The sequence below is a fragment of the Rhodoferax sp. XS2R6 genome (assembly GCF_056521365.1).
The window spans coordinates 135,468-149,776 of sequence record NZ_JBWMAY010000005.1 but is presented as its reverse complement, the minus strand read 5'-3'; the positions used below and the strand labels follow the sequence as shown (position 1 = coordinate 149,776).

Annotated in this window: 13 protein-coding genes; 4 read left to right on the top strand and 9 right to left on the bottom strand. The window is 64.1% G+C overall.

The window, feature by feature from the left end; genetic code table 11:
• Nucleotides 1-110 precede the first annotated feature (110 nt).
• Nucleotides 111-1,286, bottom strand: a complete 1,176-nt coding sequence (locus AC097A_RS16715) for a GGDEF domain-containing protein (RefSeq protein ID WP_479621705.1) — start codon at nucleotides 1,284-1,286, stop codon at nucleotides 111-113.
• A gap of 93 nt (nucleotides 1,287-1,379) precedes the next feature.
• On the opposite strand from AC097A_RS16715, the gene AC097A_RS16710 reads away from it, so the two are divergent.
• Nucleotides 1,380-2,255, top strand: a complete 876-nt coding sequence (locus tag AC097A_RS16710) for a pirin family protein (protein WP_479621704.1) — start codon at nucleotides 1,380-1,382, stop codon at nucleotides 2,253-2,255.
• Nucleotides 2,256-2,258: 3 nt separating this feature from the next.
• Here the strand turns inward: AC097A_RS16710 and AC097A_RS16705 are convergent, their stop codons facing one another.
• Nucleotides 2,259-3,335, bottom strand: a complete 1,077-nt coding sequence (locus AC097A_RS16705; RefSeq protein ID WP_479621703.1) for a tartrate dehydrogenase — start codon at nucleotides 3,333-3,335, stop codon at nucleotides 2,259-2,261.
• A 122-nt stretch (nucleotides 3,336-3,457) separates the two neighbouring features.
• On the opposite strand from AC097A_RS16705, the gene AC097A_RS16700 reads away from it, so the two are divergent.
• Nucleotides 3,458-4,372 (top strand): LysR family transcriptional regulator, encoded by a 915-nt coding sequence (locus AC097A_RS16700; RefSeq protein WP_479621702.1) that lies wholly within the window; start codon nucleotides 3,458-3,460, stop codon nucleotides 4,370-4,372.
• On the opposite strand, the gene AC097A_RS16695 is transcribed toward AC097A_RS16700, so the two are convergent.
• Nucleotides 4,369-5,391, bottom strand: coding sequence for an LLM class flavin-dependent oxidoreductase (locus AC097A_RS16695; protein WP_479621701.1), 1,023 nt, complete (start codon nucleotides 5,389-5,391; stop codon nucleotides 4,369-4,371). The two genes, AC097A_RS16700 and AC097A_RS16695, sit on opposite strands and share 4 nt — an antisense overlap.
• 117 nt (nucleotides 5,392-5,508) lie before the next feature.
• On the opposite strand from AC097A_RS16695, the gene AC097A_RS16690 reads away from it, so the two are divergent.
• Nucleotides 5,509-6,009: an FxDxF family PEP-CTERM protein gene (locus tag AC097A_RS16690; RefSeq protein ID WP_105261820.1), complete on the top strand. Its 501-nt coding sequence runs from the start codon at nucleotides 5,509-5,511 to the stop codon at nucleotides 6,007-6,009.
• A gap of 70 nt (nucleotides 6,010-6,079) precedes the next feature.
• Here the strand turns inward: AC097A_RS16690 and AC097A_RS16685 are convergent, their stop codons facing one another.
• Together AC097A_RS16685 and aptA are read right to left on the bottom strand one after the other, a co-directional pair.
• Nucleotides 6,080-7,585, bottom strand: a complete 1,506-nt coding sequence (locus AC097A_RS16685; protein WP_479621700.1) for a CoA-acylating methylmalonate-semialdehyde dehydrogenase — start codon at nucleotides 7,583-7,585, stop codon at nucleotides 6,080-6,082.
• Nucleotides 7,586-7,690: 105 nt separating this feature from the next.
• Complete coding sequence (gene aptA / locus AC097A_RS16680; protein ID WP_479621699.1) at nucleotides 7,691-9,067, bottom strand: omega-aminotransferase AptA; 1,377 nt, start codon at nucleotides 9,065-9,067, stop codon at nucleotides 7,691-7,693.
• 107 nt (nucleotides 9,068-9,174) lie between these two features.
• Between aptA and AC097A_RS16675 the strand changes: the two genes are divergently transcribed.
• Complete coding sequence (locus AC097A_RS16675) at nucleotides 9,175-10,116, top strand: LysR family transcriptional regulator (RefSeq protein WP_479621698.1); 942 nt, start codon at nucleotides 9,175-9,177, stop codon at nucleotides 10,114-10,116.
• 5 nt (nucleotides 10,117-10,121) lie between these two features.
• On the opposite strand, the gene AC097A_RS16670 is transcribed toward AC097A_RS16675, so the two are convergent.
• The 4 genes from AC097A_RS16670 to AC097A_RS16655 are packed head-to-tail and all read right to left on the bottom strand — an operon-like array spanning nucleotide 10,122 to nucleotide 14,295.
• Nucleotides 10,122-10,589 carry a MarR family winged helix-turn-helix transcriptional regulator gene (locus AC097A_RS16670; RefSeq protein ID WP_479621697.1) on the bottom strand — a complete coding sequence of 156 codons (468 nt, stop codon included), beginning with the start codon at nucleotides 10,587-10,589 and terminating at the stop codon, nucleotides 10,122-10,124.
• A 42-nt stretch (nucleotides 10,590-10,631) separates the two neighbouring features.
• Nucleotides 10,632-11,606 (bottom strand): tripartite tricarboxylate transporter substrate-binding protein, encoded by a 975-nt coding sequence (locus AC097A_RS16665; protein WP_479621696.1) that lies wholly within the window; start codon nucleotides 11,604-11,606, stop codon nucleotides 10,632-10,634.
• A gap of 42 nt (nucleotides 11,607-11,648) precedes the next feature.
• Nucleotides 11,649-12,413 carry an SDR family NAD(P)-dependent oxidoreductase gene (locus tag AC097A_RS16660; protein WP_479621695.1) on the bottom strand — a complete coding sequence of 255 codons (765 nt, stop codon included), beginning with the start codon at nucleotides 12,411-12,413 and terminating at the stop codon, nucleotides 11,649-11,651.
• A gap of 10 nt (nucleotides 12,414-12,423) precedes the next feature.
• Nucleotides 12,424-14,295, bottom strand: a complete 1,872-nt coding sequence (locus AC097A_RS16655) for a feruloyl-CoA synthase (RefSeq protein ID WP_479621694.1) — start codon at nucleotides 14,293-14,295, stop codon at nucleotides 12,424-12,426.
• Between the last annotated feature and the right edge of the window lie 14 nt (nucleotides 14,296-14,309).

Below are 14,309 nucleotides of genomic sequence, written 5' to 3'. Positions count from 1 at the left end.
CTTGTGGGCTGTTTGCCCCCACGCTCCGCCGCTGCGCGGGTCGCTGCCCCCCAGAGGGGCTAACCCACCTTGGGGCGGCCCGACGGCGGGTTGTCCTTCGCTCCGGAGGTTCAGACCACTCTGTTCCTGCCGCGTTGCTTGGCCAGGTAGAGGGCTTTGTCCGCCTCGGTGTAAAGCGTGTCGAAGTCTCGCTTTTCTTCCACCGTGGTGTTGGCCAGGCCAAAGCTGGCGGTGACGGCGATGGTGGTGGTCTCCCATTGCACGGGCGTGCTTTCCAGCCGGAAACGCAGCTTTTCGGCCAGCTTGCGCCCAGCCTCGGCCGAGGTGTTGGGCAGCAGCACGATGAATTCTTCGCCTCCCAGACGGCCCACCAGGTCGGTGCTGCGCACCGTGGTGCTGGCCAGCGTGGCCACATGGCGCAACACAGCGTCACCCGCGGGGTGGCCCCAGGTGTCGTTGATGCGCTTGAAGTGGTCCAGGTCCAGCAGCAGGATGGTGGTGGAGCTGCCCTGGCGCTGGGCACGCTTGAGCTCGCTGTGGCTCAGCTCCACAAAGGTGTTGCGGTTGAACAGGCCGGTGAGGCCGTCTTGCCGCGTCAGGCGCTCCAAGTCACGCTGCTTTTGGCTGAGCTCGGCGTTGGCTTTTTCCAGCTGCCGTTGTTGCAGGGTGATGGTACAGAACTGGCGCCACATGAAGCAGGAACACAGGCAGCCCAGCACACAGGCCGGAAAACCATTGAGGCGGTTGGACAGCAGCAGCTCGGGGTGGACCTGGGCCCACCCCATGAGCTTGAAAAAGGCCAGATAAGACAAGGCATACACCGCCGCTGCCATGCGGGGTTGCAGGTACACAGCACCACCCGCCACCAGGCAGGCGATGAGGTAAGCCGTGATGTTGGGCGTGATGGGCTGGTCTACCGCCACCAGAATCAGGCCGTCGACCATGATGAGTGCGGCATTGGCCGTGGCCAGCCAGCGGGCTGTGCGCGTGTGGCGGATTTGCCCTGCCCGGTGAACCAGCCAGCCCATTGCCAGTGCGGCACTGACAATGAAGACATGGGCCCAAATGAGCCGCAGGTTCCATGCCGCCACGGCCGGGGGAAGCGACGCGTCCAGCAGGCGCCACAAAAATCCGATCAGGAACAGCCCGTTGAACCCGGCGGCCACTGGCCACAGCATGCGCAGCCGGAACAGATTGACGCCGGTGGCGTCGTCTGCGACCTGGGCATCTTCGGCGCGCCAGCGCGCAGTCGTCTTTCGCAGGGAATATAGGAAGATTTGGTCCATGGCTGAACCAAAGACTGTAGCAGCCACGGTGTGACAAAACCGCGTCCAACCCCGCAGGGTTGGTAGGATGCCGGCACCCCACCAATAGCAAGGATGACCATGCCCGAACGCATCACCCCCCGCGCCCACGATCTGGGCGGCGGCTTCACCGTACGGCGCGTGCTGCCCGCCATGCAACGCCAGGCCATCGGCCCCTTTGTGTTCTTTGACCACTTTGGTCCGGTGACCGCGCAACCCACCGACAACCACGATGTGCGCCCGCACCCCCATATCGGCCTAGCCACGGTGACCTATTTGCTGGAGGGCGCGATGATGCACCGCGACTCCACCGGCGTCGTGCAGCGTATCGAGCCCGGCGCCATCAACTGGATGACCGCGGGCCGAGGCATCGTGCACTCCGAGCGCACGCCCGATGATTTGCGCAGCATCACGCGCCGCAGCCATGGTTTTCAGCTCTGGTCGGCCCTGCCGGCCGAGCATGAAGAAGATGCCCCGTCATTCGCCCACACGCCGGCCAGCGCAATCCCCGAAATTCAACTGCCTGGTGCCACCGTGCGCGTGCTTATCGGCACCGCGTTTGGCGCTACCTCGCCCGTAGCCACGCTATCGCCCACACTGTATTTGGCGCTGGAACTCGAAGCTGGCGCACTGGTCACCATCCCCGATGCGGCGCTGGAGCGCGGCATCTATAGCGTGGACGGTCCGCTGGAAGTAGACGGAGAACTGCTGGAGCCTGGTGAGATGCTGGTGCTGGAGGCGGGCAGCACCCCCACGCTGTGCGCCCGCGAGACCACGCGCGTGATGCTGGTGGGTGGCGCGCCGCTGGGGCACCGCCACATGGTGTGGAACTTTGTCTCCAGCCGCAAGGAGCGCATCGTGCAGGCGCAGGACGATTGGGAGGCCCAGCGCTTCCCCACCGTGCCGGGCGAGACTGAATTTATTCCGCTGCCAGCACGGCGCCCCGCCTGACGCTCAGAGAAGGGCGGCAATCGCCTCGCCGACATCGCTGGTGTTGGCGTTGCCACCCATGTCGGGTGTGCGTGGACCGCTGGCCAGCGTGCTTTCGATGGCCTGCACGATGGCATCGTGGGCCCGCGTGTAACGGGGGGTGCCATTACCCAAAAAGTCCAGCATCATGGCGCCGGACCAGATCATGCCTACGGGGTTGGCAATGTTCTTGCCGTAGATGTCGGGTGCCGAACCATGCACCGGCTCGAACAGGGATGGGAAGTTGCGCTGCGGGTTCAGGTTGGCCGAGGGCGCAATCGCAATGGTGCCCGCGCAGGCCGGGCCCAGGTCCGAGAGGATGTCGCCAAACAGATTGGAGGCCACCACCACGTCAAAGCGCTCGGGGCTCAGCACAAAGCGTGCAGCCAGGATGTCGATGTGGTACTGGTCCCAGCGCACGTCGGGATAGGCCATGGCCATGGCCTGCACCCGTTCATCCCAGTAGGGCATGCTGATGGCCATGCCATTGGACTTGGTGGCGGAGGTCAGGTGTTTCTTCGGGCGCTTGCGGGCCAGCTCGAAGGCGTAGTGCAGGATGCGGTCCACACCTTTGCGGGTGAACACGGATTCCTGCAGCACCGTTTCGCGCTCCGTGCCTTCGAACAGGCGCCCGCCGATGGCGGAGTATTCGCCTTCGGTGTTTTCTCGCACCACATAGAAGTCAATGTCGCCGACGCTCCGGTTGGCCAGCGGGCAAGGGACTCCCGGCATCAGGCGTACCGGCCGCAGATTGACGTACTGGTCGAACTCGCGCCGAATCTTGAGCAGGGAGCCCCAGAGCGAGATGTGGTCCGGCACCACGTCCGGCGCACCCACCGCGCCAAAGTAGATGGCATCAAAGCCCTGCAGCTGCTCGAACCAGTCGGTGGGCATCATCTGCCCATGCTGGCGGTAGTAGCCACAGTGGGCCCAGTCAAAGGTTGTGAACTCCAGGGCAATGTCGAATGCGCGCGCGGCGGCCTCCACCACCCGCAGCCCCTCGGGCATCACCTCATTGCCGATTCCGTCACCTGCCAACACCGCGATTTTGTGTACCCGCATTTTGTCGCCCCACTTTCTTGCATTGCATCGGTTGAAACCGGGACCCAACCCGGATGCGCAAGCTTAGAAAGGCTACGTAGTTTCTACAATCCACTGAAATGTGACTACAAAGGACATGATTCGTGAACAATCAACCCCTTCTGGAAGACTTGCGCCTTTTCTGTGCGGTAGTGCGCTGTCAGTCCTTTGCGGCAGTGGCCCGGGAGCAGGGGGTGTCCAAGGCCCTGGTCAGCAAACGGCTGGGCCTGTTGGAGCAGGCCTTGCAGGTGCGATTGCTGCACCGGACCACGCGCAAGCTGGGCCTGACCGAGCAGGGTGACATCGTTCACCAGCGTGCCCTGCGGGTGCTGGACGAGGTGGACCAGATGGCGGAGGCCATTAGCACCTACCGGGCAGAGCCGCGCGGTTTGCTGCGCCTGTGTGCCAGCACCGGCTTTGGCCGCAACCACCTGGCGCCCGCGCTATCCGCCTTGGCCCTGCGCCACACGCAGCTGGACATCCAGTTCGAGCTGCTGGACCGGCCGGTGGACCTGTTGGGAGAAGGGTTCCAGCTGGACATTCGCGTGGGCACCGTGCATGAGCCCGACCTGATCTCCCGGCGCATTGCGTCCAACCAGCGCATTCTGTGCGCTGCGCCTGCGTACCTGGAGCGCCACGGCACGCCTGCCGATTTGCAGGCCTTGTCCGCACACCATTGCATCGTGATCCGCGAGCGGGACCAAGACTTTGGACGTTGGACCCTGGCCGGGCCGAAGGGGACCGAGACCGTGCGCATCAAGGGGCCGCTGTCTGCCAACAATGGGGAAGTCGTTCACCGCTGGGCGCTCGATGGCCACGGCATCATCTTGCGCTCCATCTGGGATGTCGGCCCGTCCATTGCCCGTGGCGAACTGGTGCACCTGCTGCCGGCCTATGCACAGGAGGCCCATGTGCACGCGGTCTACCCCTCGCGATTGGCACAGTCGGCCAAGCTGCGGGTGTGCGTCGAGTTTCTGGAGGGCTGGTTCCGCGAACGGAGTCTGTCGGTGGCGCCTTAGGCCACCACAGCAGCTTGCGCGTCTTGGAGGGCCTGGGTGGCAATGTCCAGCGAGCGCAGGCGCAGCGTCGGGTCATACACATCGCAGACCAGCATCAGTTCATCCGCCTGCGTGGCCTCGGCCATGGCGGCCAGCCCGTCGCGCACCGTGTCGGGCCCGCCAATCACGGCCTCACCCAAAAAATCGCCAATGGCGGCACGCGCGTCCGCCGGGCACTGGGCCAAAAAGTTCGGTACCGGGGCTGGCAAGGCCTTGCGCTGGCCGGTCAGGATGCCCAGCACGCGCTGGTAAATGCTGCTGGCCAGCAATTCGGCCTCGTCATCCGTAGGCGCCGCCACCAGTGGCACGCCCACCATCACGTAGGGCTTGGCCAGCGTCGCCGATGGCTTGAACAGGCTGCGGTACATGCCGACGGCCTGGTGCAAAAAGCGCGGTGCAAAGTGCGAGGCAAACGCGTAGGGCAGTCCCATGTGCGCGGCCAGCTGGGCTGAGTACAGGCTGGAGCCTAGCAACCAGATAGGCACGTTGGTGTCCGCACCCGGCATGGCCACCAGCTTTTGCCCCGGCTGAAGTGGGCCCAACAGGGTTTGCAGCTCCATCACATCGCGCGGAAAGTCTTCCTCGTTCTCCACCTTGCTGCGGCGCAGGGCGCGCATGGTGGCCTGGTCGGTGCCAGGCGCGCGGCCCAGGCCCAGGTCAATACGGCCGGGGTACAGCTCGGCCAGCGTGCCAAAGGCCTCGGCCACCACCAGCGGCGCATGGTTGGGCAGCATGATGCCGCCCGACCCCACGCGGATGCGCTCGGTGCCGCCCGCAATGTGCCCCACCAGCACGGCCGTGGCCGAGCTGGCGATGCCCGGCATGTTGTGGTGTTCGGCCAGCCAATAGCGGCTAAAGCCCAGCTTTTCAGCATGTTGCGCGGTGCGCAGGGCAATTTGCAGGGCTTCCGCCACCGTGCCGCCTTCGCGCACGGCAACCAGGTCCAACAGCGACAAACGGGTGTTTTTCAGAGCATTCATGTAAGCAATTGTCATAAGAACCCTAAAACCTTGCTCCCGCTAGTCCGATAGAACTATTGTTGCAATGCAGCACAGGGTTAATACTGAGTTCACCTTACCAACCTTTAGAGGTGTTTTATGAAACTCAAGTCCATTCTTGGCACTGCCGCTACCGCAGCCGTGTTGGCCGGTGCATCCCTGGGCGCCAATGCGGCGACGGGCACCATTTACGCACCTCCTGCAGGTGCGTCGTTCTCCGATCTGGAGGTCGGGAGCATTTACATTGCAACCCTGTCCGACCTGGTGGGCAGCTTTTTTGGCGCCAGCTCGGTGGCTTATGGGCCCATTACCCTGACTCTGGGTTCGGTGACTTTCACCAGCGGCACCGTTGGCACCCTGGGAACTGACCTAGACGCCAGTGCGGCCGGTTTCTCGTTCAAAAACGTGGCCATCGGCAATTACATTGTCAAAGCCAGTGGTTACGTCACGGGCGGCCAGCTGCCCGGCGTGTCTTTGGTAGCCGCCAACTACACCGTTACCCCGGTGCCAGAGCCCGAGTCCTACGCGCTGTTGCTGGCGGGTCTGGGTCTGGTGGGCACCATCGCCCGCCGCCGCATGAAGGCCTCGGCCGAAGCCTGATTCCCGGTTCATCCCAGCAAAAAGGGCTTGCCAGTTGGCAAGCCCTTTTGTTTTGGCGGTCGGCTAAAGATTAGCGGCTGCTGGGGAAGCTGAACACCGCGCCTTCGCGCACACCAGCCGAGGGCCAGCGCTGCGTAATGGTCTTGCGCTTGGTATAGAAGCGCACGGCATCCGGGCCATACGCGTGCAGGTCGCCAAACAGGCTGCGCTTCCAGCCGCCAAACGAATGGTAGGCCACGGGCACGGGCAGGGGCACGTTCACGCCCACCATGCCGACCAGGATGTTGTCGCTGAAGTAGCGGGCCGCTTCACCATCCCGCGTGAAGATGCAGGTGCCGTTGCCGTATTCATGCGCGTCGATCATGTCCATGGCCTCTTGCAAGGTTTTGACGCGCACCACGCCCAATACCGGGCCAAAAATTTCTTCTTGGTAGATCACCATGCCGGGCTTCACGTTGTCAAATAGGCAGGGGCCCAGGTAGTAGCCGTCTTCGTGGCCGGCCACCGTCAGGCCGCGGCCGTCCACCACCAGCGTGGCGCCTTCCTTCACGCCCTGGTCCACATAACCCTTTACCTTCTCAAAGTGAGGCCGTGTCACCAGGGGGCCCATGTCCATGCCGGGGGCGGTGCCGGGGCCGACCTTCATCTTGGCAATCTCAACCTTCAGGCCGGCAATCACGGCGTCCGCCGTGGCGTCGCCCACGGCCACCACCAGCGGAATCGCCATGCAGCGTTCGCCGCACGAGCCATAGGCCGCGCCCATGAGTGCGCTCACCGCGTTGGCCACGTCCGCATCGGGCATGACCACGGCGTGGTTCTTGGCGCCGCCCAGGGCCTGCACGCGCTTGCCGTGTGCGCAGCCGGTTGCGTAGATGTATTCGGCAATGGGGGTGGAGCCGACAAAGCTCACGGCCTTCACGCGCGGGTCGGTCAGCAGCGTGTCCACGGCTTCCTTGTCGCCGTTCACCACGTTAAGCACGCCAGGTGGCAGGCCGGCTTCCAGTGCCAACTCGGCAATACGCAGGGTGGAGCTGGGGTCGCGCTCGGACGGCTTCAGAATGAAGGTGTTGCCACAGGCTACGGCCATGGGCCACATCCACAGCGGCACCATGGCCGGGAAGTTGAAGGGCGTGATGCCGGCAGTGACTCCCAGCGCCTGGAATTCGGACCAGCTGTCGATGGCCGGGCCCACGTTTTTGCTGTGCTCGCCTTTGAGCAGCTCAGGCGCGTAGCTGGCGTACTCCACGTTTTCAATGCCGCGCTGCAACTCGCCAAGCGCGTCGCTCAGCACCTTGCCGTGTTCGGCGGTGATCAAAGCGCAGAGTTCTTCGGCATGTTTCTCCAGCAGCACCTTCAGGTTGCCCATCACGCGGGCGCGCTTGAGCGGCGGCGTGTTGCGCCATGCGGGGAAGGCAGCCTGCGCATTGGCGATAGCGTCTTCTACGGTGGCTTTGGGGGCCAGCAGTACACGTTTCTCGGCGCGGCCGGTGGCGGGGTTGAAGACTTCCTGGGCGCGTTCGCCGGTGGTGATGATCTTGCCGCCGATGAGGTGGCCTACGGTGGGGAGTTGGGACATGGGAGTGGTTTAAGTGCAAAAAATGCCGCTAGCGCTTATGGGGTATGCGCAAGCAGCTATAAAAATAATAGTAAATGGATGCGCTTGAAACTAGCGTCAATCGGCTTATGCCGTCTCGTTGATCGCCTCGCCCAGCGCGTTGACCAGGCTGTCGATCTCGGCCTCGGTGCTGATAAAGGGCGGCGCCAGCGCAATGCAGTCGCCCGCGTAGCGCACGTAAAAGCCTTTGTCCAGGCAGCGCATGGCCACCTCGTAGGGGCGTTTGGCGGGTTCGCCGGGCACGGCAGCCAGCGTGAAGCCGGCCGACAAGCCCAGGTTGCGGATGTCGGTGATGTGTTTGGTGCCGCGCAGGCTGTGCACCGCTTTCTCAAAGTAGGGTGCCAAGGCGTTCACGCGCTCGATCATGTTTTCCTTCACCAGCAGGTCCAGTGCCGCAATGCCGGCCGCGCAGGCCACGGGGTGGGCGGAGTAGGTGTAGCCGTGGGGGAATTCCAGCATGTAGTCCGGGCCACCCTGTGCCATGAAGGTGTCGTAAATCTCTTTTTTGGCCACCGTCACGCCCAGCGGCTGCGCGCCGTTGGTGATTTGTTTGGCGGCATTCAGGATGTCCGGCACCACGCCAAAGTAGGCGGCGCCGGTGTAGGCACCCAGGCGGCCAAAGCCGGTGATCACTTCGTCAAAAATCAGCAGGATGTTGTTCTGGGTGCAGATCTCGCGCAGGCGCTGCAGATAGCCCACCGGTGGCACCACAATGCCGGCCGAGCCGGACATGGGCTCGACGATGACGGCGGCAATGTTGGAGGCGTCGTGCAGCGCGATCAGGCGCAGCAGCTCGTCCGCCATGTCGCCGCCTTTTTCAGGCAGGCCCTTGCTGAAGGCGTTGGATGCCAGCTGGGTGTGGGCCAAATGGTCGGCTTCAATGCCTTGGCCAAAGGTCTTGCGGTTGGCGGGCAGGCCGCCCACCGAGATGCCGCCAAAGTTCACGCCGTGGTAACCCTTCTCGCGGCCAATCAGGCGGGTCTTGCTGCCCATGCCCTTGGCGCGCCAGTAAGCGCGGGCCATCTTGAGCGCGGTGTCCGCGGACTCGGAGCCGGAGCCGGTGTAGAACACATAGTCCAGGCCTTCGGGGGTCAGTTCCACAATCTTGTTGGCCAGCTCAAACGACAGCGGGTGGCCAAACTGGAAAGCGGGCGAGTAGTCCATGGTCGCCATTTGCTTGCTCACCGCCTCGGTGATTTCACGGCGGCCGTGGCCCAGGCCCGCGCACCACAGGCCGGAGAGGCCGTCAAAAATCTTCTTGCCGTTGGAGTCGGTGAAGTAGGCGCCCTGGGCGCTCACCATCATGCGCGGATTGGCTTTGAAATCGCGGTTGCCGGTAAAGGCCATCCAGTGCGATTCCATCCATTCGCGGCTCATGGGGAAGGGGGATGCGCTGGTGACGGCTTCGCCAATGGCGGGGCTGCTGGTGTCGTTGAGCTTCATGGGGAACTCCGGTGGGTGAGGTTGTTAAGCCTTAGGGGCGATGGTGCATTGTGGGTAGCTCTGTTACTCTTATAAAGTCACAAATATCACTATTTACTTGCCAAATAATGAAAGTAAAAAACAAGGCGGTCCTGGGCCAGATTGGCGACATGGACCTGCGCCTGCTGCGCGTGTTCAAGGCCGTGGTCGATTGCGGCGGCATGGCCGCGGCCGAGCTCGAACTCAATATAGGCACTTCTACCGTCAGCCGCCACATCAAAGATCTGGAAACCCGGCTGGGCCTGACTCTGTGCCGGCGCGGCCGGGCCGGCTTTGCGCTCACGCCCGAGGGCGAAAAGATCTACGCCCAGACCAGCCAGCTGCTGGCCGCCACCGATGCCTTTCGCAGCAGCGTGGACGAAATTCACCAGCGCATGGGCGGGCAGCTGCAGGTGGCGGTGTTCGACAAAACCGCCAGCAACCCGGCCAGCCACATTGCCGAAGCCATCGCTCGCTTCCATGTGGACGCCCCGGATGTCGGCCTGAACCTGCACGTAGCCACGCTCACCGCCATCGAGCGCGGCGTGCTCGACGGGCAGTTTCACGTGGGCATCATCCCCGGCCACCGAGCCTCCGACGTGCTGGACTACACCTTGCTGTTTGACGAACACATGCTGCTGTACTGTGGCGCGCAGCACCCGCTGTGGAACGCCGACCACCGCACCCTGGCCTGGGACACGCTGCCCAAGCACGCGTTCGCCGGGCTGGGCTACCACTCGCCCAATATGGAACTGAGCCAGCGCATGCGCCTGCCGCGCCGCGCCACGGGTTTTGACCAGGAGTCCATCGCCACGCTGATCCTCTCAGGCCAGTTCCTCGGTTTTCTGCCCGACCACTATGCGGAGAGTTTTGTGCGCAGCGGCCGCATGCAGGCGGTGCGGCCGGATTTGCTGCACTACGCCTGCCAGTTCTTTGCCATTACGCGCAAATCACCGCAGGCGAGCCGTGCGACGCGGGCGTTTCAGGCGTGTTTGGCGCGGGCACATGACCATCCGACCCACGCCAGGTAAGGGTGTCACGCGCAGAGATAAATCTTCTGGAGCAATTGCATCAGCGTTTTGCGCTCTGCTGCACTCAGGCGCGCCGTGGCCGCTTCCTCCAGCTCGAACGCGGTGATCTCTGCCTGTTTCATCATCTTGCGCCCCTCGGGCGTCAGGTGCAGGCCCATGGCGCGGCCATCGTGCGGGTGCGGCCGGCGCAGGATCAGTTCACGCGCTTGCAGCTGGTTGATCATGCCGACCAGGTTGGGTGGCTGCAGGTTCAGGGTGGCACACAGCTGGCGCGAGGTGATGCCTGGGTTGTGCCCGATCAGCGAGAGCACGGAAAAGTCGACGGGCCGCAGGCCGTACACCGCCATGTTGCGCAGAAAGGCGTCGACGATGACCAGCGTTGCACGCCGGGCGTTGTAACCCACCAGGCTGTCAAGAAAACGGGTGTCGACTTGGTCGACGCTGGTGTCGGGAGGGGGCTTGCGGGTGGCCATGGCCAATCATAAAGGGCCGCATATCTGCGGCCCTCGGTTGCGTCAGGATTCGGCGGTGAAGCCGATCTGCTTGACCAGGGGCCCCCAGCGTTCGTACTCGGCCTTTTGGTCTGCGGCCATTTCTTGCGGCGTGCTGCCGCGCGCGACCAGGCCGACGATGGCGAGCGCATCGATCACCGCCTTGTCCTTCAGCGCCGCCGTGATGGCGGCGTTGGCCGTGGCGATGGTGGCGGCCGGCGTCTTGGCGGGTGCGTAGAAGCCGAACCACTCTTCCGAGGTTACGTCGGGGTAGCCGAGTTCCGTGAAGGTGGGCACATCGGGCAGGTAGGGCGAGCGCTTGCGGCCCGAGGTGGCCAGTACGCGCACCTTGCCGGTCTTGATGTGCTGCAGGTAGTCGCCGCTGGGGTTCATCGCAGCGGAGATCTGGCCGCCGACCAGGTCGGTGATGCTGGGCACCGTGCCGCGATAGGGCACTTGTTTGAGTTCCACGCCGGCACGCAGGCCCAGCAGCGCACCCAGCAGGTGAGGCATGGAGCCGGCGCCCGGTGTGCCGTAGTTGGCCTGCGTGGGGTTGGCCTTGGCCCAGGCGAGGAAGTCCTTCAGCGTCTTGACTTCAGCGGGCACGGCCGGACCGATGGCCAAGCCGTGGAACATGATGGCGCCGATGGACACCTGGCTCACGTCTTCCGGCTTGTAGGCCAGGTTGGGGTAGATGTAGGGGTAGACGGCCAGGGCTGATACCGGCGCCAGGGCCAGGACCGAGCCGTCGGCGGGCGAGTTTTTCAGCGTCTCGATGGCAATGCGGCCGCCAGCGCCCGGCTTGTTTTCCACGAAACCGGCGAGTCTGCTGTAGGGCGTGCCCGCGAGCTTCTCGGCGACGCGACGCGCCACGCTGTCACCGGCGCTGCCGGGCGGGAAGCCGTAGAAGATTTTGACCTGGTCCAGCGCCTGGGCCAAGGCAGAAAAAGGGGCCAGGACTCCGAGGGCGGCTGCTTGGATGAGTTGACGGCGTTGCATGTTGCTTGTCTCCTTGTAATCGATCGTGGGGCGGGAATGGGGTCAGCGCGGCGCCATGCGCAGCGCACCATCGAGGCGAATCACTTCTCCATTGAGGTGGCCGTTGGTGACGATGTGGCAAGCCAGTTGGGCGAACTCTTCGGGATGGCCTAGGCGTGGCGGGAAAGGGATGGAGGCGGCCAGCGACTGCTGCACGGCCTCAGGCAGTTCTTGCATGAGCGGCGTGGCAAACAGGCCGGGTGCCACGGTGCAAACGCGGATGCCGTGCTGGGCCAGGTCGCGTGCCATGGGCAGTGTCATGCCGACCAGGCCCCCCTTGGACGCGCTGTAGGCTTGCTGACCGACTTGGCCGTCAAAGGCAGCGACCGATGCGGTGAACACCATCACGCCACGTTCGCCGCCGTCCAACGGGGGCAGCCTCACGCACTGCGCCGCAAACAGGCGGCTGATGTTGTAGCTGCCAATCAGATTGATGTTGATCACGCGCACGAAATCGTCAAGCGGTGCGGGATTGCCGTCCTTGCCCACGATGCGTTTGGCGCTGCCGATGCCTGCGATGTTCATCAGAATGCGCGCGGGGCCGTGCGCTACCGCAGCTTGTGCCAGTGCGGCGTTGACGCTGTCGGTGTTGGTGATGTCGCAGGGGCATGCGATGCCACCGATGTCTGCGGCTACTTTCTCCGCGAGCGTTGCGTTCACATCCAGGATGGCCACCTTGGCACCCAGGCGGGCCAGTTCACGCGCAGTGGCCTCCCCCAGACCCGAGGCGCCTCCGGTGACCAGTGCTGTTTGTCCTTCGATCTTCATGGATGTGTCCTCAGGGATGGGGTTGGAGGATGTCGGGTGCGCTGCCGTCATGAAGCGCCTGCACCAGGGTGTCGCGGTGCTTGAGCACCGCGCGCTGGTTGATGGAGCCCTTGTCGGTGATTTCGCCTTGGTCGGCTGAGGGCGGCGTTGTCAACAACAGGGCCCGTGCAATGCGGTTGGCGCTGCCGGTGGATTGGCGCGCCAGTTCGTCCAGGATGGACTGGAAACGGTCACGCACGGGTTGGCTGGCCAGTACGTCGGCCCAGGGCGCGTCTGCCCGCAGGCCGCTTGCTGTGCGGCAGGCCGGCGAGGGGAAGATCAGTGCACCCACCTCCTTCATGTTCAGGCCCGTGAGCACCACGTCCTGCACCAAGGGTGCGCCAGTGACGATGGCCTTGGCCCGCAGGGGTCCCACGCTGACAAAGGTGCCTGTGGAGAGCTTGAAGTCCTCGGCAATGCGACCATCGAATTGCAAGCCCCGGTGTGGGTTGTCGGTGTCAATCCACCGCACAGCATCGCCGGTGCAGAGGTAGCCTTCCTCGTCGAAGGCGTCGCGCGTTGCCTGCTCGGAGCGCCAGTAGCCTGGTGTCACATTGGGGCCCCGGTAGCGCACCTCGGTTTTGTCCCCCACGTTCACCAACTTGAGGATCATGCCGGGTACCGGCGTGCCGATGTCGCCGGCCTTCACATCCGGGCTGTTGGTGAACATGGCGGATGGGGCGGACTCGGTCATGCCCAGCCCGGTGGCCATGACGATGCGCTCGCCCACCTCGGCTTCTGCCAGCGCGTGCAAGCTGTCCCATACGGGTTGTGCCAGCCCGGCGCCGGAGTAGAAAAACATGCGTATGCGCGAGAACAGGTTCTTGCGCAGCGCCGCGTCGGTTTGCATGGCCTGGGCAATCATCTCAAAGCCGGTGGGCACATTGAAGTACAGCGTGGGCGCAATCTCGCGCAGGTTGCGCAGGGTTTCGCCAATCAGGGCGGTCGTAGGTTTGCCGTCGTCGATGTAGAGCGTGCCCCCATGCATCAGTGTCAGGCCGATGTTGTGGTTGCCACCGAAGGTGTGGTTCCAGGGCAGCCAGTCCACGAAGATGGGCGGGGCTTCTGCCAACACCGGCAGCGACTGCGTGATCTGCTGCAGGTTGGCGCACCACATGCGGTGGGTGTTGATCACCGGCTTGGGCATTTTGGTGGAGCCCGAGGTGAACAGAAACTTGGCAATGGTGTCTGGTCGAATGGCCTGCATGGCGGCGTCCACTGCGACCGTGGCAGCGCAGTGGCGCAGTGCCTCCAGTGGCGTGGTGGATCGCCCTTCGATAGCCCCCTGGGCCAGCACCACCTCCACATCGGCATCCACCGTCGCCTGGATGGCTCGGCCATAGCGCATGCCGTCGGCGGCGAACACCAGGCCTGGCGTGAGCGTCTCCAGCACATGGCGCAGCTTGTCGTAGTCATGACTGACCGTGGCATAGGCCGGAGACACAGGGCAAAAGGGCACACCCGAATAAATGCAGCCCAATGCCACCAAGGCGTGCTCCAGCGTGTTCTCGCTCAGGATCACCACCGGGCGCTCGGCGGAGAGACGTCGGTCCAACAAGGCCTCGCCGATGCTGCGGGCACTGGCCAATGCCTGGGCATAGCTGATGTGCTGCCAGTCACCGGTGCGGCCCTCTGCCAGCGGGGCACGGCGTGCCATGAAGCTGCGCTGCGGATCGACCTCTGCCCAGTGCACCAGAAAGTCACTCAGGCGCCGGGCGTACGCACCCAGCGGTAGTTCTGCCTGCACATAGTGCGTGCCGGGTTCGCCCGTACGTACCTGGATGCGGGTCACACCGAAGCGAACCGGACGGTAGCGCGGGGCGAAGGGTGATGTGGGTTGCATAGACGACGGGCGTG